The sequence below is a fragment of the Numidum massiliense genome, from assembly GCF_001375555.1.
In the GTDB taxonomy this organism is placed as follows: Bacteria; Bacillota; Bacilli; order Thermoactinomycetales; family Novibacillaceae; genus Numidum; species Numidum massiliense.
In genome coordinates, this window is record NZ_CTDZ01000009.1 from 404,643 (window position 1) to 428,392 (window position 23,750).

General features: G+C 49.7%; 19 protein-coding genes and 1 tRNA gene. 18 read left to right on the forward strand and 2 right to left on the reverse strand.

Going from position 1 to position 23,750, the window contains the following annotated elements:
- The first annotated feature begins 28 nt into the window (after positions 1-28).
- The 9 genes from BN1247_RS02530 to BN1247_RS02570 all read left to right on the forward strand — a co-directional run bounded on the left by BN1247_RS02530 (position 29) and on the right by BN1247_RS02570 (position 9,968).
- The gene (locus BN1247_RS02530) at positions 29-184 is read left to right on the forward strand and encodes a hypothetical protein (RefSeq protein ID WP_187119697.1); all 156 of its coding nucleotides are present in this window, start codon (positions 29-31) and stop codon (positions 182-184) included.
- Positions 185-199: 15 nt separating this feature from the next.
- On the forward strand, positions 200-886 hold the full coding sequence (locus BN1247_RS02535) for a phage tail tape measure protein (protein ID WP_054948981.1): 687 nt from the start codon (positions 200-202) through the stop codon (positions 884-886).
- 219 nt (positions 887-1,105) lie between these two features.
- Positions 1,106-4,804, forward strand: a complete 3,699-nt coding sequence (locus tag BN1247_RS02540; RefSeq protein ID WP_054948982.1) for a phage tail tape measure protein — start codon at positions 1,106-1,108, stop codon at positions 4,802-4,804.
- Between the two features lie 2 nt (positions 4,805-4,806).
- Positions 4,807-5,658: a phage tail family protein gene (locus BN1247_RS02545; protein ID WP_074011035.1), complete on the forward strand. Its 852-nt coding sequence runs from the start codon at positions 4,807-4,809 to the stop codon at positions 5,656-5,658.
- A 10-nt stretch (positions 5,659-5,668) separates the two neighbouring features.
- Positions 5,669-6,814, forward strand: coding sequence for a hypothetical protein (locus tag BN1247_RS02550; RefSeq protein ID WP_054948984.1), 1,146 nt, complete (start codon positions 5,669-5,671; stop codon positions 6,812-6,814).
- Positions 6,811-7,962, forward strand: coding sequence for a siphovirus ReqiPepy6 Gp37-like family protein (locus BN1247_RS02555; RefSeq protein WP_054948985.1), 1,152 nt, complete (start codon positions 6,811-6,813; stop codon positions 7,960-7,962). The genes BN1247_RS02550 and BN1247_RS02555 overlap by 4 nt, the downstream gene beginning before the upstream one ends.
- Before the next feature lie 4 nt (positions 7,963-7,966).
- Positions 7,967-8,761, forward strand: coding sequence for a hypothetical protein (locus BN1247_RS02560; protein WP_054948986.1), 795 nt, complete (start codon positions 7,967-7,969; stop codon positions 8,759-8,761).
- Positions 8,761-9,159 carry a phage holin family protein gene (locus BN1247_RS02565; RefSeq protein ID WP_054948987.1) on the forward strand — a complete coding sequence of 133 codons (399 nt, stop codon included), beginning with the start codon at positions 8,761-8,763 and terminating at the stop codon, positions 9,157-9,159. The genes BN1247_RS02560 and BN1247_RS02565 overlap by 1 nt, the downstream gene beginning before the upstream one ends.
- Positions 9,156-9,968, forward strand: a complete 813-nt coding sequence (locus tag BN1247_RS02570) for an N-acetylmuramoyl-L-alanine amidase (protein ID WP_054948988.1) — start codon at positions 9,156-9,158, stop codon at positions 9,966-9,968. The genes BN1247_RS02565 and BN1247_RS02570 overlap by 4 nt, the downstream gene beginning before the upstream one ends.
- 177 nt (positions 9,969-10,145) lie before the next feature.
- On the opposite strand, the gene BN1247_RS02575 is transcribed toward BN1247_RS02570, so the two are convergent.
- Positions 10,146-11,042: a hypothetical protein gene (locus tag BN1247_RS02575; protein WP_054948989.1), complete on the reverse strand. Its 897-nt coding sequence runs from the start codon at positions 11,040-11,042 to the stop codon at positions 10,146-10,148.
- Positions 11,043-11,300: 258 nt separating this feature from the next.
- Between BN1247_RS02575 and BN1247_RS02580 the strand changes: the two genes are divergently transcribed.
- On the forward strand, positions 11,301-11,552 hold the full coding sequence (locus BN1247_RS02580; protein ID WP_054948990.1) for a holin: 252 nt from the start codon (positions 11,301-11,303) through the stop codon (positions 11,550-11,552).
- Positions 11,553-11,732: 180 nt separating this feature from the next.
- Here the strand turns inward: BN1247_RS02580 and BN1247_RS02585 are convergent.
- Positions 11,733-11,809, reverse strand: a tRNA-Arg gene (locus tag BN1247_RS02585).
- Positions 11,810-12,463: 654 nt separating this feature from the next.
- On the opposite strand from BN1247_RS02585, the gene tig reads away from it, so the two are divergent.
- From tig to coxB, 8 genes are all read left to right on the forward strand, one after another.
- Positions 12,464-13,741, forward strand: coding sequence for a trigger factor (tig, locus tag BN1247_RS02590; protein ID WP_054948991.1), 1,278 nt, complete (start codon positions 12,464-12,466; stop codon positions 13,739-13,741).
- 71 nt (positions 13,742-13,812) lie between these two features.
- A complete protein-coding gene (gene clpP, locus BN1247_RS02595) occupies positions 13,813-14,397 on the forward strand; it encodes an ATP-dependent Clp endopeptidase proteolytic subunit ClpP (RefSeq protein WP_054948992.1) in 585 nt (194 codons plus the stop codon).
- A 122-nt stretch (positions 14,398-14,519) separates the two neighbouring features.
- Positions 14,520-15,788 (forward strand): ATP-dependent protease ATP-binding subunit ClpX, encoded by a 1,269-nt coding sequence (gene clpX / locus BN1247_RS02600; RefSeq protein ID WP_054948993.1) that lies wholly within the window; start codon positions 14,520-14,522, stop codon positions 15,786-15,788.
- 193 nt (positions 15,789-15,981) lie between these two features.
- Entirely contained in the window at positions 15,982-17,682 is a 1,701-nt protein-coding gene (gene lonB / locus BN1247_RS02605) for an ATP-dependent protease LonB (RefSeq protein WP_054948994.1), read from the forward strand.
- 249 nt (positions 17,683-17,931) lie between these two features.
- Complete coding sequence (lon, locus tag BN1247_RS02610) at positions 17,932-20,373, forward strand: endopeptidase La (RefSeq protein ID WP_082415758.1); 2,442 nt, start codon at positions 17,932-17,934, stop codon at positions 20,371-20,373.
- A 40-nt stretch (positions 20,374-20,413) separates the two neighbouring features.
- Positions 20,414-20,998, forward strand: coding sequence for a ribosome biogenesis GTP-binding protein YihA/YsxC (gene yihA, locus BN1247_RS02615; protein WP_054951459.1), 585 nt, complete (start codon positions 20,414-20,416; stop codon positions 20,996-20,998).
- Between the two features lie 111 nt (positions 20,999-21,109).
- Positions 21,110-22,351, forward strand: a complete 1,242-nt coding sequence (locus BN1247_RS02620; RefSeq protein WP_407938268.1) for a D-alanine--D-alanine ligase family protein — start codon at positions 21,110-21,112, stop codon at positions 22,349-22,351.
- Positions 22,352-22,707: 356 nt separating this feature from the next.
- Positions 22,708-23,718: a cytochrome c oxidase subunit II gene (gene coxB, locus BN1247_RS02625; RefSeq protein ID WP_054948996.1), complete on the forward strand. Its 1,011-nt coding sequence runs from the start codon at positions 22,708-22,710 to the stop codon at positions 23,716-23,718.
- The last annotated feature ends 32 nt before the right edge of the window (positions 23,719-23,750 follow it).

A 23,750-nucleotide genomic window follows, 5' to 3' on the forward strand; every position in this document is an offset into this window, starting at 1 on the left:
CCAGTTGAAAGAGCACATTTTGTTTTTGATGGAAACTAGGCAATGGGCGCTGTCTCAAATCGATGAGATGGACGTCCATTTTTATTTTGATTTACTAGAGTTTAAGCATGAGAACACACCACAAGCGAAACGGGCAAGGGCGCGTAAGCGTGGCAAGGTCGTCCCGATTGACAAGGTGTTTTGAGGGAGGTGAACGATCATGGCCACTATTGCCGATATGGGCAGTCTAGTCGTTCGCGTGGGCCTCGATGACAAAAAGTTTGACCAAGGGCTTAAAAACGTCAACAGGCGCATGGCACTAGCTAAGAGTGAACTTAGGGCTTCTTCTTCTATGTTCACCAACTTTGGAAAAACAGTAGATGGTCTGCGCCTGAAACAACAAAACCTTTCAAAGCAATACCAGCTCCAAGGTGTACGAGTTCAGCAGTTGCGTAACCAGTATAAGGAGCTAGCCGCAGCTCATGGCGCTGAATCAGACACGGTGTTGCGTGCTGCTGCAAAATACAACAACGCGCTTGCTACGTATAACAAAATGGGGCATGAGCTCCAGGGGGTAACCAAGGAACTACGGTTTCAGGAAAGCCGTTGGTACAAGGCCTCGTCGTCCCTAAAGTCGTTTTCCGACCAAGCAAACAAGGTCGGCGGTGCAATGACATCGACGGGGAGAAGCCTAACAATGGGCGTCACGATGCCGATCGCCGGCATTGCGACAGCCGCGATCCGGACGGGCATGCAGTTCGACAAACAAATGTCCAAAGTTCAGGCAATCAGCGGTGCGACGGGAAAGGATTTTGACGCGCTGAGAAAACAGGCGCGCGATCTCGGCGCGGGCACGCAGTTTTCGGCTAGAAGAAACTGGCCGGTTGCGGGGAAACTCGCAGCATAAATCAGTTGGTGAATTCGGGGGAGGCTAAGGATAAACTATGCTAATCCCGAGCCAAGCGCATTAGGGATATTGCGAAGGTGTAGAGACTAGGCGAAGTAATCTAGAACAGAAGAAACGCCCACGAGCGCCAACCACCTGACCACGTAACGGTGAAGGTGATGATATAGTCCGATACTCCGATGAAAATCGGAGAGATAGTCTAAACAGCTATCATAACACTTGACTGAAGCTGCGCAAGGCATGGAGTATCTTGCACTCGCTGGTTGGAAGACGAAAGACATCATGTCTGCTATGCCTGGCATGCTTGATTTGGCCGCTGCCGGCGCGCTCGATCTTGGTCGTGCCGCAGACATCACTAGTGATACCATGGCCGCTTTCAAAATGAAGGCCTCTGAAGCCGGCCATGCCGCTGATGTGTTTGCGTACGCACAGGCAAATGCAAACACAAACGTAGAGCAACTCGGGGAAGGTATGAAGTATCTGGCGCCGGTTGCGAACAACATGGGCTGGAGTTTAGAGGGTACTTCAGCGGCGATGATGGCCTTGGCTAACCAAGGGCTAAAAGGATCAATCGCTGGCCAGGCGTTTGCATCTTCCCTTGGACGGCTTGCTAAACCGACAAAGGCGATGCAGGGCGTCATGAAAGAGCTGAACATATCATTCTTTGACGCCCATGGACAAATGAAGTCCATGCCAGACATCGTACGTGAGCTTGAAAAAGGCACAAAAGGCCTCACGGATAAACAGCGATCCGCTGCCCTTACAACATTGTTTGGTGCCGAAGCGTACAAACACTGGTCGATTCTTCTTAACACCGGCAGCAAAGACCTTAAGAATATGACAAAAGAGCTTGAGAACAGCGACGGCACAGCGAAGAAAATGGCTGACACTATGATGGATAACTTCGCCGGAGCAATGAAAGAGCTACGCTCAAAGCTAGAAGAGGCCGGAATTGTCATATCAGACAAACTGACGCCGGCGATCCGCGCTATTGCTGAATGGGTTGGTAGGGCGACAGACAAATTTAACAAAATGGACGCGGGAACGCAGAATCTTATTTTAGCTATCGCTGGCATTGCCGCAGCGTTAGGACCGGTCGTCGTCGGTATGGGCGTATTCGTAAAGAGCCTAGGAACCATTACGGGCGGGCTATCAAAAACGATTGGCTGGTTCGGGCGGTATAGAACCAACCTCGCCACTACAGACAAGTCAATGAAAACATTTGCCGCAACATCAACAACCGCCGTGGCAAAAATAAACGCCACGAACGCCACAATGGGACGTGCTTCGAAAGGTATGCGGGGGCTACGAGGCAGCGCGATGTTAGCTGGGGCTGCGATGGCTACGTTTGGCGGCGAATGGGGTGGCGTTGCCGGAATTGCAAGTGTGTTTCTGCCAGGAATTTTGAAAGGCGGAAAAGGCTTGTTAACGTTTGGGAACAACGCCCTATCATCGGCTGGCAACCTCCTGAAATTCGGCGGTAATGCTAAAACAGCTTCTAAAGCCAACGTAGATTTGGCTGGTAATGTGGGGAAGTCTTCCAGGGGATTTGCCGGACTCGCAGGTAAGGCTCTTGGTGCCGTTAAAGGTATCGCCGGCTTCGGGGGCAAAGCGTTAGGCCTTGTTAAGAACCTTGGCAGCCTAACCAAAGTACTTGGTATTGCTCGTGCAGGGTTCAGCGTTCTTGGCGGTCCCGTGGGGCTCGCTACAACGGGTATAACTTTGCTTGCGGAAGGTGGGTATAAGCTATACAAACAGCTTACAAAAGAAAGTATTCCCGCAGTCAATGACTTTGGATCCGAGGTCAGCGAGTCGACGACTGAAGCTGTGCTGGGCTACAAAAAGCTGAACGATGACGCAACGACACAGTTGAATGAACTGAACTGGTCAGGTCAAAAAGTGTCTAAGAAAACCGCTGAGAATTTGACAAAAACGTTCGGCGAGATGGGTAGTCAAATATCTGGTAGCCTTAAATCGAATTTCAATGAGAGCTATGGCGCACTGAAAGAATTTTTAAGTAACAGCAAAGGGATAAGCAGCAAAGAACAACAAGCGATCCTCGACAATGTGAAGAAAAAGCATGAAGAACAGCAAAAGACTGTCAAAGGCTATCAAGCCCGAATAAAAGAGATCATGGAAAAAGCGCGTAAAGAAAAACGGCAACTGACAGCCAATGAACGCCATGAAATCAACGATATACAACAGAAAATGGCCGACACCGCAGTCAAAACGATGTCAAAAAACGAAAAAGAACAAGTTATAATACTTGAACGGTTGAAACGATCATCAGGGAGTATCACAGCGAAGCAAGCCGCCGATACGGTTAAAAATTCGAAGAAGGCAAGAGACGGTGCTATATCCGACGCTAAAAAGAAGTTCAAAAAAGTGGAGGAGTGGGCAATCTACGAGAGCACCGTTACAGGATCTATCAGCAAAAAAGAAGCGGATAAAATCATAAAGGAAGCACGGCGACAAAAAGATAAGTCTATTAAAGCTGCAAAAGACAAACACAAAAAAGTTGTCGAACATGCCAAGAGCCAAGCCGGCGGTCAGGCAAAACACGTCGACTGGGCAACCGGCGAAGTGCTCACCGGATGGGACAAAATGATTGCGGGCGTAGCTGTCGCAGTTAATACCGTAAGCGATGGGATCAACTGGGTACTCGATTTGATCGGGATGGGTAAATATAAAATCCCACATTGGAAGCCCAAAGGATACTCCAAGGGCAAAAAGCCAGCGGCAAGACGCAATACAGAGGGTCCGGGCGGGAGTATTGGGTACTATGCGACAGGAACGCCATCGAGCGGCCACCCTGGAGGCCCCGCGATCGTCGGTGAACGAGGCCGCGAACTTGCGCACATACCAGGCCAAGGTGTGACTCTTGTCGGTACTAAGGGGCCGGAACTCATTTGGGATTTGCCACGGGGTTCGTCTGTTCTCCCGAACCGAGAGACTGAAAAGACGCTGAAAAGTTACGGTTTCCCAGGATACGCGGGCGGTGTCGGGGACTTTTTCGACTGGGTATTTGAGGGGCCGCGGTACTTGATGAACAAGGTTTGGGGCAAGTTTCCAATACCCAGCATAGACATTGGCGGAATGTTCTCTAAAATGGGCGCTGGCATAATATCATTTTTAAAAAATAAAAGCCTAAAGTTCATTGGAGACAAGGTCAAAGGCTTTATGGATAGCTTTGGGAGCATAGGAGACGGTTCAGCGAAGGGCAACATAGGCAAATGGATCGCTGCTGCTGTAAGTATCACCGGCGTTCCAAAATCGTGGATCGGTCCACTGTCTACGATTGCACAAAAAGAGTCTGGCGGAAATCCAAAGGCGATCAACCTCTGGGATTCGAATGCAAAGGCGGGAATTCCGAGTAAGGGTCTCATGCAGACAATCGATCCAACATTTCAGGCGTACAAAAAGCCAGGAATGAACGACATTTGGAATCCGGTGCACAACGCCGTCGCGGCGATCCGTTACATCATTGCGCGATACGGCAATGTGTTCAACGTGCCTGGAATCCGGTCGATGGCTCGGGGCGGTCCATACATGGGGTATGCAAGTGGCGGCATCATCAACAAGCCGCAACTAGCTATGCTCGGCGAGAACGGCTTCCGAGAATACGCGATCACGACAGAACCGCGGTATCGTAAGCGATCGCTAGAATTGTGGTCGCAGCTGGGCGGTGAGCTCGGGGCGCTCCCCGAAGTCAAAGGGCTGAGCACAAGCGCAGCAAATGTTAAAGACGCAGCTAGCATCATAGCAAATGAAATAGCGCAGGCACTGGCGCCGATCGTTCGTGCCAGTGGCATCACTCAAAATCTAAACTTCTACACTTCTGAATCGCCGCCACCTTCCGAGGTAGCACGGAGAACAAAACAAGCCTCCCGTCGTTTGGCAATGGAGCTGGGGGTGTAACGTTGAGGAGAATAACGTTTACGAATGGACGGGGAGAGAGTGTCGAGTTGTACCTCTCCCCTTTTCTTATAACAGGACTAGACGGATTGAGCAAGGTTGACGCGGAAATACAAATGGCCGGCGCACCGTTCCAAGATGGTTCGTTGTACGTCGGCACGCGATTAGAGCCTCGTCCGGTCAGCATTGAGGGGGAGTTTCGGTCATTGGATCCGATAGAGATCGGAGAGCAACGACAACTTCTCCAACGGGTGTTCAATCCAAAGTTAGGTTTGGGCATGTTGTACATCGAGCAAAACGGCGTAGAAAAAGAGATCGAGGCTGTCCCGGATGGCTCGCCGGATTTCCCGGAAAAAGGACAGGACATCTTTCAGAAGTTCGTTATCGATTTAATCTGTCCGGATCCGTACCTAAAAGACATAGAGAGCTCGACGGAACCCAGTCTAAAATACCGTGGATTGTTTAAATTTCCGCTCGAAATCCCAACGGAAATGGGCGAACTCGAAGAAGAACAGACCTATCAAAACGATGGGGACGTTCCAACGCCTGTGATCATAGAAATACGCGGTCCGGCTGTAAATCCGAAAGTGACGAATCGAACAACCGGAGAGTACATCAAGGTTAACCGTGAAGTGCCGGCTAACCAAAAACTCATTATCGATACATCGTTCGGAAAAAAGCGTGTCGAGATTGAGGACGAAAAAGGGAATCGATCCAACGCGTTTAACTGGATAGACTTAAAATCTAAATTCTTCCAACTGCAGGTTGGCGAGAACAAAATAGTATACAGTTCGGATCCAGGGAGTGGCGGGGCCATTGTAGCCGTCCGTTGGCGAAGCAGGTACGTGGGCATTTAGGAGGTAAATCATGGCCGAGAAATCAATGTTTTTTAATAGCGTCGAGGGCGACAGAGTTTACGACGCGGAGGAGTTTGCAAGTTATTTCCGCAGGTTCATGGCCGACGGCGTTTATAAGGACGGTGCGGAGCTGAAGGTCACCGCAAACGGCCAAGACATGCGTGTGACGGTGGGTACCGGTAGCGCTGTGGTTGATGGCTATATGTATATCAATACGACGTCGCTAGCTTTGACCATCGGCGCGGCAGACGCTTCGTTAGACAGGATTGATCGTATAGTCGTTCGAGTTGACAAGAACGTAGACAAGCGATATGTGAGGGCGTTTGTTAAAAAGGGAACAGCTGCAGCAAACCCAAAGCCGCCGAGCTTGACGAACACTGAGCAGATCAAAGAAATAGCGATCGCGCAGGTGACGGTGAAAGCGGGAAAATCGTTCATTGAGCAATCGCAGATCAAAGACGAAAGACAGCCGATCAACTTTGTCGTTACACCCGAGATGATCGGCGCCCTGCGCGCAAAAGATGGCAAATTGCTGGGGTATCTTGACGCAGATAACCACGATGTCCTCAATACGAACCGTGTCTTTTTGGCAGACAAGAATAACGACAAGGATGTATACGGAGTGACTGAGTCGCCCTCTACAGGGGACTACAACATCAACGTATACAAAATGGATGGGAACAAGCGTGAATATGATAGGACCGTGTTCCGCATCAATCAGGAAGGAACCGTGTCGTATCCGTATCAGCCGCTAGTATGGGCGTACGCGGATAAGTATCAAAAACTTCTTTTCCAGACGTGGACGAAATTGCAGTTCAAGAAGATTAGACATAGCCGAGGAACCGAGTACAAGACATCAAACTCACGCTATACGGCGAAGGTTTCGGGCTATTATCTTGTCAATGGCTATGTAGAGCTGGACGACCGTATACAGGAAGGCGCATTCGAGTTGGCCGTTTACAGAAACGGTTCGAATTACAGTCGACTGGGTTATGTGCGCCCTGGTTCTCGGTACCCGATCGGTGTCAACGGAACCGGTATGGTGTATTTGAACGTAGGGGACTATATTGAGTTGTACTTATGGAGTTCTATATCTACATTTACACGGGTGCGCGGGATGCCATCCACGCGCTTTGAAGTGGTGAAACTCGTATGAAGACTTTACGCGTATTTACGCCAGATTTGCAGCTCAGATCGGAGATAGATAATTATGAATCGCTACAATTCCAGCGTAGTTGGAGTGAGATCGGCGAGTTTGAAATCCACATAAACAGGCATAAAGAGCACGTAAACGAGCTACTAAAGAACAACATAATTGTACTTGGGGAAGACTTGCACAAGTGCGGCATTATCCGGCATTGCGAAATCTCATTTGACGAGAGCGGGCGGGGTAGTGAGACATGGGTTATTCGCGGCTACGAACTCAAGGCGATACTAGGACAGAGGATCACGGTACCGCCGTCCGGAAAGTCACACGAAACACTTAACAATACCGCAGAAACAGCTATGAAGTTTCTTGTCGATAGGAACGCAATTACTCCTGTAGATACGAAACGAGCTTTTCCAATGCTCGAAAGGGCGCTTTCACCAGGACGGGGTAAACAAGTAAAGTGGCAATCGAGATACAAAGAGCTAAACGAAGAGTTGACCGCTCTTGCAGAATTAGGCGGCCTCGGCTGGTGGATTGCGCTGGACTACAGCAAAAGAAAATGGGTGCTCGATGTGTATGAAGGCCGCAACCTCACCGTGGGGCAAACGGAACACCCGCCCGTTATATTCAGCACTGAGTTTGACGCGCTAAGCTCCTTACAATTCGTAAATAGCTACATGGATTACCGAAACGTTGCATACGTGGGAGGCCAGGGGGAAGGTGCAAAGCGCCGTATCGTCAAGGTGGGCGACGCATCTGGCCTCGATCGACACGAGATGTTTGTTGACGCTCGCGATGTTTCGGAAGAAACAGAAGACGATCCGCCGCAAAAGCGACCGGATCCCGAGATTGTAGCAGATCTAAGAGAGCGAGGCGAACAGAACCTCGCCGAGCACGCTCACGAATTCTCCCTCGAGGGGAAAGTATTCGAAGAGAGCCCGTATGTCTACGAAGAGGACTGGGATCTCGGGGACATAGTTACGATACGAGAACCCAACTGGAACTTGACACTTGATGCGCGAATTACTGCCGTTCGAGAGATATATGAGCATGGTGGTATGCAGGTAGAACCTACGTTCGGAAATAGTCAGCCAACACTAATGAAAAAAATAAAACAACAACTAAACCAATTCTCACCAGAAATAAGGAGGTAGACGGATGGAAAGTGTGAAAGAACGCGAACCGGATCTAATCATCAAGCAGGGCGACACGTACGAAAAAATGCGTGGCGTCATGAGGAACGCCAACAAAGAAGCCGTCGATGTGACAGACTGTAAAATATACCTCGTGATGGCAACTAGCCTAGACGGCGAGGAGGGAGAAGTCATTGCACAGGGTGAAGGAGCCGTAGTGGATGGTCCGGCCGGTGAGGTGGAGTATCAATTCCAGAACGGTGATACGAGACGCCCTGGTACACACATAACTGAATTTAAAGCAGTGTTTCCCGACGGCAGGGTATTGACACAACCCGTAGAGGATTACAACAGGGTGCACATCATCCCATCGATCCCGTTCAATCTAACGGATCCAGAGCCTGAGCCGCCAGTTGAAAACGTATGGACAAAGAAAGGTAACCCGAAGGACCTTACGCCGCTGCCTGTTGGATGGCAACACGGGGTAAACTGTATCGTATTGGAACCAGGTCAGTATACGTTGTCCTTCAATGCAAAAAGCGATTCACTAGCATGGATGGACGTCTATATTGACGATAGAACCATTTTCGGGCATACCTTGCATCTTGAGGAGATATACCAACAGTACAACTTTGCATTTGAGTTTTCGGCAAGTCAGTACGAACGACTAAGTATGTGCTTTTACGCTAAGAACGATGCTGAGGACATCTATGTACAAGACATCATGCTTGTACGAACTGGCGACGTGGACGATCCGGGGGGTGGGGAACCGGAGCCCGAACCGGTTGAGCCTGAATACTACAAGGAGGAAACCGAGTAATGGAAAACATTATAAAAACAAGTGTAGCGGTAGCCGGTGCGGCTGCTTCTTTTTTATGGGGAGGTTGGTCGTCGTTGTTGTCGATTCTACTTGCATTCGTGGTCATTGATTACGCGTCCGGAGTGCTGGCAGCAGCAAAGCAGGGTGAGCTATCGTCCGAAGTAGGCGGCTGGGGGATCGCAAAGAAGGTGTTTATTTTCGCCATAGTTGCGGTCGCACATCTCATCGACACGGCGATCGGCGAGGCGCATGTCTTCCGTGATGCAACTATTTTCTTCTATCTCGCGAACGAAGTATTGTCGATCATTGAGAACGCTGGGGTAATGGGGCTGCCTATTCCGGCGAAGCTTAAAGGTGCTGTTGATGTACTAAACCAGAAAGGAGACGATAAACAGTGATTAAGTTTATGATCGATGGTGGTCATGGCGGTACGGACCCGGGTGCGGTCGCTAACGGGCTGAAGGAGAAAGATATTACTCTCGCGATCGCCCTACGAATCCGCGATATACTTTTTAGCGAATATGAGGGTGTAGCGGTCAAGATGAGCCGTACGACTGACAAGACTGTACCGTTATCGGCCATCACAAACGCCGCAAACGCTTGGGCAGCTGATTTCCTTCTTTCCATCCATATTAACGCAGGCGGTGGAACAGGCTTCGAGAGCTTCACGTATAACGGCATTAATGATGTCAAAACAAACAGCATTCAGAAGAATATCCACACTGCAGTTGCTAAGGTAATCGGGATCCCAGACCGTGGAATCAAAAAAGCTGACTTGCACGTTTGCCGCGAAAGCTACATGCCTGCATTGCTCACAGAGTGCGGATTCATCGACTCAAAAACGGATTCGAAACTCATGAAGAGTAAGGCGTGGATCGACAGGGTTGCAAGGGCTCACGTAGAAGGGTTAGCAAAATCCTTCGGTATAAAGAAGAAAAAGAACTCTGGGGGAAGTAAGAAGCCGACGCCGGTTAAACCGAAGCCTGGCGACAAACTTCATCGTGTTCAGATCGGCGCGTACGCAAATAAGAAAAACGCGGATGCCGCAGCTGCAAAAGCTAAGAAGGTCGGCTTCGACGCGGTGATCAAAAAAGAAGGATCGTTATATAAGGTGCAGATCGGAGCATTCAGGGAACGGAAAAACGCTGGGGCATTAGCGACAAGGGCGAAAAAGGCTAAATTCGATGTCACAATTTCGTACAACTGATGGTACAACTGAATAGACGAACGGGAACGCACCTCCTACGCGTTCCCGTCTTTTTGATACCTATTGCATTCAAACCCATAGGGAAACCCCTCAGAAACGAAAATAGAAGGCCGTTTTTTGCCGCTCACAAAAATACAGATAAAAAAGTTCCCTCCCGTTATGTTCGGGAGGGATTTACTAGTTCAAATCATTTTCAGCATCCTTCATGTTGTCTTGGAACATTGTTTCCATGTCTTTGGTGATGTTTGCGTCACCCCGTCCTTGCAGATCCTGAACATAACCGTTAAATGTTTGCTGTAAATAGCCAGCAGCTGCACCCAAAGAGAATTTTAACCCTTTGTCGTAGTCCGCGGATTCTATGTCCTCCTTAACTTCCTCAACACTGTCTTTCCAGTTTCTTGCGAACTCTCCCCAAGCAGCATCATCCATGCCGTTTTTATGTACTTCATATTCTTCTTGCAGATCGCTGTATAGCTGGTTTAAACGGTCGTAATGCTTCTTTGCTTCCTGGGATCCGGATGTGTTCTTAGGTTCCTTTTTCGATGCTTTCTTTTTGCCTTTTTCTTTTTCGGTTGGCTCAATGATGGTCGCCGTAATAATCGGCATTCCTGTTTCATCCTTACCATCATATGAACCGTACACTTTGACGCGGTCAGATTCTTTGGGCTCATATCTGACTGTCATACTGTTAACGGTATACATTCCGTTGCCGTTCTCCTCTTCAGTTGTTAGAGTGAACTTACCGAGCTTACCTTCTTCTTGAATATTGGTTATCTCGCCGACTGCGAAGACCTTTTTTCCGTCTTCTGCATCATCGCTGTTCAACTCGACGAAATTAGCTTCGACTGCTTCTTTCTTGAGTTGCTCGTTTAACTTCTCTTGCTCTGGATCCGGATCGTCACTTTCGTCTTCTTGCTCGCTGCTGTCGTCATCCGACCCATCGACATCTGCAGCGGTTTCGCCTGCTTCCACTTCATCGCCAGGCTCCGCTTCATCCGAAGAATCACCGCAGGCAACTAAGACTAAACTAAACACAAGGAAAATAGACAGTAACAATAGGAATGACTTTTTCACTTTTTTACTCTCCTTCCTTTCAATAACACATTCCAATGTTATCATGTTCTCATATGAAAACTCAAACGCTTTCAGGATTGAAACCCTCCCGCGATGATCGGGAGGGCTGTTTCTGCCACCCACGAACACCCACAAAACACCCACAAAAAAATGGAATTCCTTGAATCTATTTGAATGGTGTATTTGAAAAACCGTTGATACATAAGGGTTTTATATACTGCATAAAACGACTTAAAAGCCGCCTTTAATCAGGAATTGATGGAAGCTATGTTAGTTTTGGTCACGGTTATCTCTCCGATCACCGTCGCGTTCGTAGAGGTGCTAAAGCGTTCGTTTGGTGTACCGACCCGCCTACTGCCCCTCATAAGCCTTGCCGCGGGAGTTGTGCTCGGTCTTGCGTTTTACCCGTTCACAAGCGCAAGTGCCGACCTACGTGCATGGGCTGGCGCGCTCGCAGGATTGGCCGCTACCGGACTTTTCGAGGTAGCCTTTCAGAAACGTGAAGGTTAATAAAACAAGCGGGAGCGCGTATTAACCTAGCGCTCCCGTGTGTAAAATATGTGTAAAAAAGTTTCGTTTCCTATCGTTTTTGGACGTAACTTCCATAAAATAACAAACGCCCAAAACCGTTGATATAACTACGATTTCAGGCGCTTTAAGGTTGGTTGATCTTGCCTAAAAAAGACCTATTGGCGTCCCAGGAGAGATTCGAACTCCCGACCGACGGTTTAGAAGACCGTTGCTCTATCCGACTGAGCTACTGGGACGTATTATTACCGTACATGTCCTTCATCACAAGCAAGGACGTCATCGATATACGCGTCGTTCACTCACATAACGCGCGCACGTCCTAAACGAATAAACGTTCTTTAGTAAACACAAGTAAACGTAAAAACGTACATTGTACAGTATACGAGATCTCCTGCCGTTCGTCAATACGCGTAAAGTCCATCTCATGTACCAGGCGGTGGATCCTCTTGCCAATTCATTCGTTTTTTCCCGTTATAATTTCTCGTTATAACTTCCCGTAATAAATTCTCGTAATAAATTCCCGTTATAATTTCCCGTTATAATAAAAAGGAGACGACAAGTGGTATGCTGCGTTCCATTGTAGACAGCGATTCTGACAACAAACTGTGAAGAAGGGAAATGCTGGGGTCAGTCGGAGGATTTGGTTGACGCTGCACAGGACTTACAGGGGAACGGTAGCCGCGGTGACCGTTTTATGAGAAAGGTGCTTGAATTTCTTGCACCTTCCATTATAATGGAGTTTGTGTCATGGACAGTCCTTCAGTCACTACTTTGGTTCTATTGTAAACAGAACAGGCTGTGTTATAATAAATTGATTGTTAAGTGTTCGCTGTTTGGAAAAAGAGGATGATGCTTTTTCCGGACTTACTGTAGGAGGGAATAGTACAATAATGAACGTCCAATGGGAAAAAACGGAGAAAAACACAGGGGTTTTAACGATTGAAGTCGAAGAGGAAAAAGTTCGCGAGGCGTTAGACGTCGCCTTTAAAAAAGTGCGGACTCAAGTGAACGTTCCCGGGTTCCGCAAAGGGAAAGTACCGCGCCCGGTATTTGAGGCGCGTTTCGGCGTTGAAGCGTTGTACCAAGATGCGTTAGATTACTTATTGCCGCTGAGCTACCCCCAAGCGGTAGAAGAAGCTCGCATCGAGCCAGTCGACCAGCCGGAAATCGACGTCGAGCAGTTCGAGAAAGGCAAGCCGTTTATTTTTAAAGCGACGGTAACGGTCAAACCGGAAGTGGAACTCGGGCAATATAAGGACTTGGAAATCGAAGCGCAGGACTTCTCCGTGAAGGAAGAAGATATCGAAGCTGAGTTGAATCAAATGCGCGAGCGCGCCGCGGCGTTGGAAACGATTGAAGGGGAGGCGGCCGACGGAGATTTTGTCAAAATCGACTTTAAAGGATTTGTCGATGGCGAAGCGTTCGAAGGCGGTGAGGCGAGTGACTACAACTTGCAAATCGGCTCTGGCCAGTTCATCCCCGGTTTCGAGGAGCAGCTGATCGGCGCGAAAGCCGGCGATGAAAAAGACGTGAATGTCACTTTTCCGGAGGAGTATCACCAAGAGTCGCTGGCGGGCAAGGATGCGCTGTTTAAAGTGACCGTACACGAAGTAACGCGGAAAAACTTGCCGGAACTCGACGACGAGTTCGCCAAAGATGTGAGCGAGTTTGACACGTTAGCGGAATTGAAAGCAGACATCGAGAAAAAAGTGCAGGAGAGAAAAGAAAAAGAGGAAGAAGACTACAAGCGTAACGCCGTCATTGACAAAGCGGTGGAAAACGCGACCGTCGATATCCCCGAAGTGATGGTCGAGCACGAAATCGACCATGCGCTTCGCCACTTCGAACAACAATTGGCGATGCAAGGGATGAACCTCGACATGTACAAGCAAATGCTCGGGTCGGAAGACGATGCGCTGCGCGAGCAATTTAAAGCGGACGCCGAAAAACGGGTAAAGAGCGACCTCGTGCTCGCCGCGATCGCGAAAGCGGAAAACGTCGAGGTAAGCGAGGAAGAGATCGAGAAGGAAATCGAGAAGCGCGCCGAGCTGTATAATCGTGGCGCCGACGAAATCCGCCAGTTGTTTCCCCCGGAATCGCTAAAAGGCGATCTGCAAATTCAAAAAGTGATTGAACTACTTGTATCGAACAGCCAAAATGCGGCATAATGGAAGTGAGAAGTAAAAACGAAAAATAAGGCACGGATTCGTGCCTTATTTTGGCAGAGGGAGAGATGACCGTGACTTTAGTACCCATGGTCGTAGAACAGACTACCCGGGGAGAACGCGCCTACGATATATATTCCCGTTTACTGAAAGACCGGATTATCTTTATCGGAACGCCGATCGACGATCAAGTCGCGAATCTCGTCGTCGCACAACTGTTGTTTTTGCAAGCTGAAGACGAAAAAAAGGATATCAACTTATACATCAACTCCCCTGGCGGTTCCATTACGGCGGGGATGGCCATATACGATACGATGCAATACATAAAGCCCGATGTCGCTACAATTTGCATTGGGATGGCTGCGAGTATGGGTTCGTTCCTACTGGCGGCCGGTGCGAAGGGCAAGCGTTTCGCCTTGCCGAACAGCGAAATTATGATTCACCAGCCGCTGGGCGGGGTGCGCGGGCAAGCTTCGGACATTCAAATCCATTCCGAGTGGATTAAAAAGACCAAGGAAAAACTAAATCGCATTTACGCCGAACGAACGGGGCAACCGGTGGAGAAAATAGAACGCGACACAGATCGCGACCGTTTTATGAGTGCTGGCGAAGCAAAAGCATACGGTCTGATCGACGAGATTATGACCAATCGCTCTTAATAAAAACAATTGTTGCGCAAGTCTCACAGGGGCGGTTGTGTTTGGGTGCTCAAGAGCCATTGGGCGAATGGCTTATACAATGAGGTTATCACCCAATGATTTCTAATGAAGGGGTGATCCGGATGTTTAAGTTTAACGAGGAGAAGGGGCAATTGAAATGTTCGTTTTGCGGTAAAACACAGGACCAAGTGCGCAAATTAGTGGCAGGTCCCGGCGTTTACATTTGCGACGAATGTATCGAGTTGTGCACGGAAATCGTCGAAGAAGAATTAGGACACGAAGACGAAGTCGACGTGCAAGAATTGCCTAAGCCTCAAGAAATTTGTGCGGTGCTCGACCAGTACGTCATCGGTCAAGATAAGGCGAAAAGAGCGCTATCGGTAGCGGTGTACAACCATTATAAGCGGATCAATACGATGCAAAAGAGCGACGATCTCGAGTTGCAAAAAAGCAACATCGTCATGTTAGGGCCGACCGGGAGCGGGAAGACATTGCTCGCGCAGACGCTAGCCAAAATTTTGAACGTGCCGTTTGCGATTGCCGATGCGACGTCGCTCACCGAAGCGGGGTACGTCGGCGAAGATGTCGAGAACATTTTGCTCAAGTTAATTCAAGCGTCCGACTACGACGTGGAAAAAGCGGAACGGGGCATCATTTATATCGACGAAATTGACAAGGTTGCCCGCAAATCGGAAAACCCGTCCATTACACGCGACGTTTCCGGTGAAGGTGTGCAGCAGGCGCTACTGAAAATCTTAGAAGGAACCGTTGCGAGTGTACCGCCGCAAGGTGGCCGCAAGCACCCACATCAAGAGTTCATTCAGATCGACACGACGAACATCCTCTTTATTTGTGGTGGGGCGTTCGACGGCATTGAATCGATCATTAAACGCCGCTTAGGTAAGCGCGTGATCGGATTCGGTTCGGACTCGCAGCAGACAGACCTCGAAAACAGTGAACTGCTGCAAAAAGTGTTGCCGGAAGACTTGCTGAAATTCGGGCTCATTCCGGAATTTGTCGGCCGATTGCCGGTCATTGCGACGCTGGAACAACTCGACGAAGACGCGCTCATCCGCATCCTGACCGAGCCGAAAAACGCGCTCGTCAAACAGTATAAAAAACTGTTGGAGATGGACGACGTCGAGCTCGAGTTTGAGCACGGGGCACTCGTGCAAATTGCCCGTGAAGCGATCAAACGCAACACAGGGGCGCGGGGGTTACGGGCGATTATTGAATCGACGATGTTGGACGTCATGTTTGACTTGCCGTCGCGGGATGACATTACTCACTGCCTGATCCGTGAAGAAACGGTGCGCGACCGCGTCGATCCGATTTTGACGACGCGCGAAGGCGACGTCGTCGATCGCGACAAGACGGAAGAAAGTGCCTAAAGGAAGTCCTTGAGCAAAGGTGCTTTAAGAAGTTTAAGGACGAATCCTAGTCAATAACGATTAAACGGTAACAGCCGTTCGACTATAGGTGTGCAACCGGGAGTCATTCCCGGTTTTTTATTTTATTTGGGTTACTGAGGCTTCCTCGCGGCAATACTAAACGTACGAATCATTTGCCCGGGAGGAACCGCTCATGAACATACAGACTATTTTACTCGTTGTTAACGTGTTTTTTAGCGTGATTATCGGCATGTACTTTTGGAATATGCTAAAAAACCAACAGTCGAACAAAACAGCCGTTAACCGTGAATCGAAGAAAGAATTGGAAAAGCTCCAGCGGCTACGCAAAATATCGCTGTCTGAGCCGCTCGCGGAAAAGACGCGGCCTGCCAGCTTGCGCGACATCGTCGGGCAGGAAGAGGGTTTAAGAGCGCTCAGAGCGGCGCTGTGTGGCCCGAACCCACAGCACGTCATCATTTACGGACCACCTGGCGTCGGCAAGACGGCAGCTGCCCGCGTCGTTATGGAAGAGGCGCGTAAAAATCCGTTTTCGCCCTTTAAAGCGGACGCGAAGTTTATCGAAATCGATGCGACGACGGCTCGCTTTGACGAACGGGGGATCGCCGACCCACTCATCGGATCCGTGCACGATCCAATATATCAAGGGGCGGGTGCGATGGGGGTTGCCGGCATTCCTCAGCCGAAGCAGGGGGCAGTGACGAAAGCGCACGGCGGGCTATTGTTTATCGATGAAATAGGGGAACTGCATCCGATTCAAATGAATAAAATGTTGAAAGTATTGGAAGACCGCAAGGTATTTTTGGAAAGTGCATACTACAACTCCGAAGATGCAAACATACCGAGCCACATCCACGACATTTTTCAAAATGGTTTACCCGCCGACTTCCGCTTGGTCGGGGCGACGACGCGAACGCCGGAAGAAATACCGCCGGCGATCCGCTCCCGTTGTTTAGAAATATTTTTCCGGGCGCTCTTGCCGAGTGAGGTTGAAAAAATCGCGCGACAAGCGGTGGAAAAATTGCGCGTTACGGCCGAGGCCGATGCGATTAGTGTCGTGCAAAAGTACGCAACGAACGGCCGTGAAGCGGTGAATATGGTGCAAATATCGTACGGCTTGGCTTTGACCGAAAATCGGCAGCACATTTCTGCTTCCGACGTCGAGTGGGTAGCGCATAACAGTCAAATTTCCCCACGTCCGGACAAAAAAATCCCTACTGCACCGCAAATCGGCCTCGTGAACGGATTAGCCGTGTACGGTCCAAACATCGGCTCGTTACTCGAAATTGAAGTGACCGCACGCAAGGTGGAAGGCATTCGCCGCGGCACGGTAAACACGACTGGCGCTGTCGACGAAGAGACGCTCGGCGAAGGGCGCGGTGGGCGTTCTTTGCGGCGCAAAAGCCTTGCCCGCTCCTCAGTCGACAACGTCTTAACGATTCTCGAACGGCTGGGAGTCGAACCGTACCGCTACGATCTGCACATCAATTTTCCTGGCGGAATGCCTGTCGACGGGCCGTCCGCCGGCATTGCGATGGCGACCGCTATATATTCGGCTATTAAGCAGGTGCCGATTGACAACGAAGTGGCGATGACCGGTGAAATCAGTATTCACGGGCGGGTTAAACCGATTGGCGGCGTCGTAGCGAAAGTGAACGCGGCGCTGCAGGCGGGGGCGCGCAAGGTGATTATTCCGGAAGACAACTGGCAGAGCATTTTCAAGGAAATCAAGGGCATCGAGGTCGTCCCTGTCACACAGATCGAACAAGTGTTACAGCAGGCACTCGTGACGGAAGAAAAAAGTGAGCGACAGCCGAAAGGCGCTTTGGAGCCGACCGATATTTTGACGGCTTCCCCGGCGACGCGGCAATTGTAGGATGGTGGGGGCGGAATGAATGCATTCGCCCCGCCCTTATGTAGCGGAAGCGCGAAACTCCCTCTGATGTATCTCAGGAAGTAACGTATGAAGGATGAATGGTAAATAAAAGGTTCTCTGCAGTTGGACAAAGTAGATCGTTTAAGATAAAATTTACGGAGTATTAATGTGTCGTGATTCATACGTTCTTTTGCCTTTTTTTCAGTCTTTAGTCATTATGTCGTATGTATTAGGCGGAGGTGCCCATCGATGGGGATGAAGAAAACGGAAAGAATGTTGCCTTTGCTTCCGTTGAGAGGATTAATTGTTTATCCCGGTTCAGTATTACATCTAGACGTCGGCCGCGAAAAATCGATTAAAGCGTTAGATCGCGCGATGTTAGAAGATAACGAATTATTGCTTGCGACTCAAGAAGAGGTAAACATCGAAGAGCCACAGGCCGAGCAAATATATAAAATGGGCACTGTCGCTAAAGTTAGGCAAATGTTGAAGTTGCCGAATGGCACGATGCGCGTACTCGTCGAAGGAATCGCACGCGGAAAACTCGTTGAGTTCGTGCAGTCAGACGAGTTTTTCCTCGTAAAAGTGGAGCAACTGGAAATTAGCGTGAAGGAAACGCCAGAAATCGAAGCGATGATGCGTGCGGCGTTAGAGCAGTTTGAGCAGTACATTAAAATGACGAAAAAATTGACGCCAGAGACGTTAATGACAGTGCAAGACATTGACGAACCGGGGCGGTTAACGGATTTAATTACGTCGCACTTACCGCTGAAACTGAAAGATAAACAACAAATATTAGAAGTCGTCGACGTGAAAAAGCGGCTGCAGACGTTACTCAATCTGTTGAGCGACGAACGGGAAGTCCTCGAACTAGAACGGAAAATTAGTTTGCGCGTCAAAAAGCAAATGGAAAAAACACAGAAAGAGTATTACTTGCGCGAACAAATGAAAGCCATTCAACGCGAATTGGGGGAAAAAGAAGGCCGAGCCGGGGAAATCGAGGAACTGCGGGAAAGACTCGTGCAATCGATGGCCCCTGACGCTGTGATTGAAAAGGCGGAAAAAGAAATTGATCGTCTCGAAAAAATGCCATCTACGTCGGCCGAAGGTAGCGTCATTCGTACGTACGTCGAGTGGTTGTTAGATTTACCGTGGACAGAAGAAACGGAAGATCAACTTAACATTAAACGAGCGGAAAAAGTGCTCGACGATGACCATTACGGGTTAGAAAAAGTAAAGGAACGCGTTTTAGAATATTTGGCCGTACAACAAATGGTACAAAAGTTAAAAGGCCCGATTTTGTGTCTCGTAGGCCCACCTGGCGTCGGTAAAACATCACTTGCGCGCTCGATCGCCCGCGCCCTTGGGCGGAAATTTGTCCGCATTTCCTTAGGCGGCGTGCGCGATGAAGCGGAAATTCGCGGGCACCGGCGCACGTACGTCGGGGCAATGCCGGGGCGCATCGTGCAAGGGATGAAAACAGTGGGTAGTGTGAACCCGGTGTTTCTGTTAGACGAAATCGACAAGATGGCGATGGATTTTCGCGGTGACCCGGCATCGGCGTTGTTAGAAGTGCTCGATCCGGAGCAAAACCATTCGTTCAGCGACCATTACATTGAACTGCCTTACGATTTATCGAAAGTGATGTTTGTTACGACGGCTAACGTGGCCCACAACATCCCGCGGCCGCTGTTAGACCGGATGGAAATGCTGTACATTCCAGGTTATACAGAGCAAGAGAAATTACGCATAGCGCAAGGGTATTTGTTTCCGCGCCAGCTGAAGGAACACGGGCTAACGAAAGATAAAATGCAGTTACAAGAAGAGGCGCTCCTAAAAATTATCCGCCTGTATACGCGTGAAGCGGGTGTACGCAACTTGGAGCGGACAATTGCCGCGCTGTGCCGCAAAGCGGCAAAAATACTTGTTTCTGGCGACAAAAAGCGTGTCATCGTCACGCCTAAAAACTTGGCCACTTTTTTGGGGCCGGAAAAATATCGCTACGGGATGGCGGAAGAGGAAGATCAAATCGGCGTGGCGACAGGGCTCGCTTGGACCGAAGTCGGCGGGGATACGCTGTCGATCGAAGTATCCGTCCTACCGGGTAAAGGAAAGCTCATCCTTACCGGTTCGCTCGGTGACGTGATGAAAGAATCGGCTCACGCGGCGTTCAGTTACATTCGCTCGCGGTCGCAATCGCTCAACATCGATCCGGAATTTAACGAGAAAAACGATATTCACATTCACGTACCGCAAGGCGCGATCCCGAAAGACGGACCGTCGGCGGGAATCACGATGGCGACGGCGCTCATTTCCGCCTTGACAGGCCGTTCGGTGTCTCGTGAGGTAGCGATGACCGGCGAAGTGACGCTGCGCGGACGCGTACTGCCGATCGGCGGGTTGAAGGAGAAATCGCTAGCGGCACACCGCGCGGGGATAAAGACTGTGCTGTTTCCGAAGGAAAACGTAAAAGATTTGGATGACATTCCGGAAAGTGTGCGGAACGACTTAAGGTTTGTCCCGGTCGAACATATGGATACGGTTCTTGAGCACGCGCTCACCGGTGCGAAAACAGAAGCGGGCGCCCGAGGGGATGCGGAACCGTCACAGACAGACGAACAGCTGGTGCAAACCAATGCCGTGCACATGACGATCGAAGAGAACGAACAAATAAACGAGCAACCTAATTAGCAGGTAAACGTTGATGACATAAAGTGCGGGGCGAATGACGATGAAAATAAAAGCAGCCGAAATTGTAATTAGTGCCGTGGGACCGAAAGATTACCCGCAGGGCGCCTGGCCGGAGATTGCGTTGGCCGGGCGTTCCAATGTCGGTAAATCTTCGCTCATTAACTGTATGCTCGGGCGTCGCAAGCTCGCGCGCACGAGTGCGACACCCGGTAAGACGCAGACGTTGAACTTTTATTTAATTAATGATGCCTTCTATTTTGTCGACTTACCAGGATACGGCTATGCGAAAGTGTCAAAGCAGACGAAAGCTGCTTGGGGGAAAATGATCGAACGGTATTTAATCGAGCGTCCGCAGCTTAAGTGCGTCGTACAAGTGGTCGATTTCCGCCACCCGCCTTCAAAAGACGATATTCAAATGTACGAGTGGCTCACACACTTTGGCCTGCCGACAGTCGTCGTCGCGACAAAAATCGATAAAATATCCCGCAGTCGGCGGCAAAAACATGTGCGGAACATTACTGACACACTGCACATCACAGGTGAGGATCCGTTTGTGCTATTCTCTTCCGAAACGGGCGAGGGGAAAGAGACGCTGTGGCAAACGTTGACGCCGTTTATCACTTAAACGACGAGATAAATACTGTGGCTATACGATAAGGGTATCTGATATAGGCATGAGAGGAAAGCCGCGGTCATAGTGTAAAAAACGACAATAGCGTGTAGATCTAATGGGAAGGTGAACAGGTTGGCACAAAAAAAGCGAATCGCTGTCCTCTTCGGGGGACGCTCCGGCGAACACGAAGTATCTTTACTTTCCGCGCGTTCAGTCATCGAATCGCTCAACCCTGATATGTTTGACATTATTCCGATTGCCATTACGCGGGAAGGCGAGTGGAAGAGTAACCGTGAGGCAGTAGCGCTCCTCGGAGAAGGGTTCGATGCTGAGAAGTTATCACTTCAGACGGCGGATGTCGCATCCGTAAGTGACTCTGATGCAGCTGACGGGGGCACTACGACGGCTTCCCCCGCAAATAAGGCTACGACGGCTTCCCCTGCAAATAAGGCTACCACGGCTGACGCTGCGGCGACCACTGCTGGGGGCGGTGGCGTTCCTTTAACGGGCTCGGCGCAAGGACTAGCGTTCATGGCCGGACAAAAACCGGATGTCGTTTTTCCGGTGTTACACGGGACGTACGGGGAGGACGGCACCGTCCAAGGCATGCTAGAAATGGCGGACATCCCGTATGTCGGGGCAGGTGTACTCGCGTCAGCTGTCGGCATGGACAAGGTGATGATGAAGCGCCTGTTCGCGGAGGCGGGATTACCGCAAGGCGATTTCACTGCCGTCATCAGGCGGAATTGGGAACGGGATCCGAACGGAGTCATCGCTGCCATTGAGCGGCAGTTTACGTATCCCGTCTTCGTTAAACCGGCGAACCTCGGCTCGAGTGTCGGCATTTCTAAAGCGAAGGACCGCGAGTCGCTCACCGCAGCAATCAATCTCGCTTGCCGTTACGACCGCAAGATCGTCGTCGAACAGTTTATTCCGGCGCGTGAAGTAGAAGTCGCCGTTCTCGGTAACGACAACCCGGAAGCGTCCGTACCCGGTGAAATTATGTCGTCCAACGAATTTTACGATTATCGGGCGAAGTATATCGATGGCAAGTCAGTCTTACAAATTCCCGCCGATCTACCGGCGGAGACAGTCGAGCGCATCCGCGAGTATGCGATCACCGCCTTTCAGTCGATCGATTGCTCTGGACTCGCGCGCGTCGACTTTTTTGTACGGCGCGATACGGGAGAGGTACTACTTAACGAAATTAATACGATGCCAGGCTTTACCCCGTTTAGTATGTATGCGAAACTGTGGGAGCACTCAGGCTTAATTTATCGCGAATTGGTCGAGCGCCTTATCGCCCTCGCGTTCGAGCGATATGCCGAACAGGAAAAGAATGAAACGACGTTTGCCATACAATGACCGAAAGTTAATCCATAAAGAGTCGAAAACCCTGCCGAAAGCGGTAGGGTTTTTTCCGTTAGACAACACATTGTGATAAAAAGTTCGGCAGACTGTCACACATGGCTGACGAAAACTTTTCTATAATAGTTCGTAATAGATGTTTATTAACTCGCTAAACGTGAAGGTATGTCGCGATTAGGTTACATTAGACCTAACCGCGATATAGTCGTGCACGAGTGTCGTGAGTAAGAGAGGAATCATACGTTAGTCGTTGTACAAGGGAGAGGTATGTGTTATGGTGTAAACGGGTATTTATTTAACAAATATGTGTCGTTTGTTTAGAAAAGCGGAGAAAGTGAGGTTGCGATCATTTAATGAACAAGAATCGCCGTGCACGGTACGTCTTACTCATGCTGGCAATTATGGCGTTCGGCTTGGCTGGCTGTACTGTCCCTCAGTCGGTCTTTGATCCGAAAGGGCCGATGGCGCAAATTCCACTCGACTTGCTGTGGATGAGTGTATGGGTGATGACTTTCGTCACAGTTGTTGTCGCAGTCATCTTAGTTATTGTGTTGATCCGTTTCCGTACGCGCAAAGGGGAAGAGAACGTCATTCCCGAACAAACTGAGGGAAGCACAAAGTTGGAATTAGTATGGGTCGTCATCCCTGCAGTGCTGTTGACGATTCTCGCCATTCCGACGGTAAAGGCTGCTTACGAGATCGCTGAAGTACCGCAAGGATCGGACGTGTTACATGTCAAGGTCACAGGTAAACAGTACTGGTGGGAGTTTGAGTACCCTGAATTAGGAATCATTACCGCTAACGAAATGCACATTCCCGCCGGTGAAGATGTGAGGGTATCGCTCGAATCAACGGATGTCGTTCACTCATTCTGGGTGCCAAAATTAGCTGGTAAGCTGGATAACATACCGGGACAGACGAACTACATGAAGCTACACGCCTCGGAACCGGGTACATATTCGGGGCAATGTGCGGAACTGTGTGGTCCTTCCCACGCATTGATGGCGTTTCAAGTTGTTGCGCACAAGCCAGGAGATTTTGACAACTGGGTGGAAAAGATGAAAAACCCTGAGACGAAGCCGAAAACAGCTTTGGCTGAAGATGGGGAAAAAATCTTCGCCAAAAGTTGCGCGAGTTGCCACGCGATTGAAGGGACGGATTCAAAAGGCCGTATGGGTCCGGACTTGACGGGCTTCGGTAATCGCAAGCGACTGGCGGCACACATTATGGACAACAACCGCGAAAACTTGATTAAGTGGATTCAACAACCGCAAAAAATTAAGCCTGGCAATAAAATGCCGGATACCGGCATGAGTGACGAGCAAGCTGAAGCGCTCGCGGAGTATTTGGAAGGCTTAAAATGACGGTGACGAAAGAAAGGAGGGGGACCATTGTC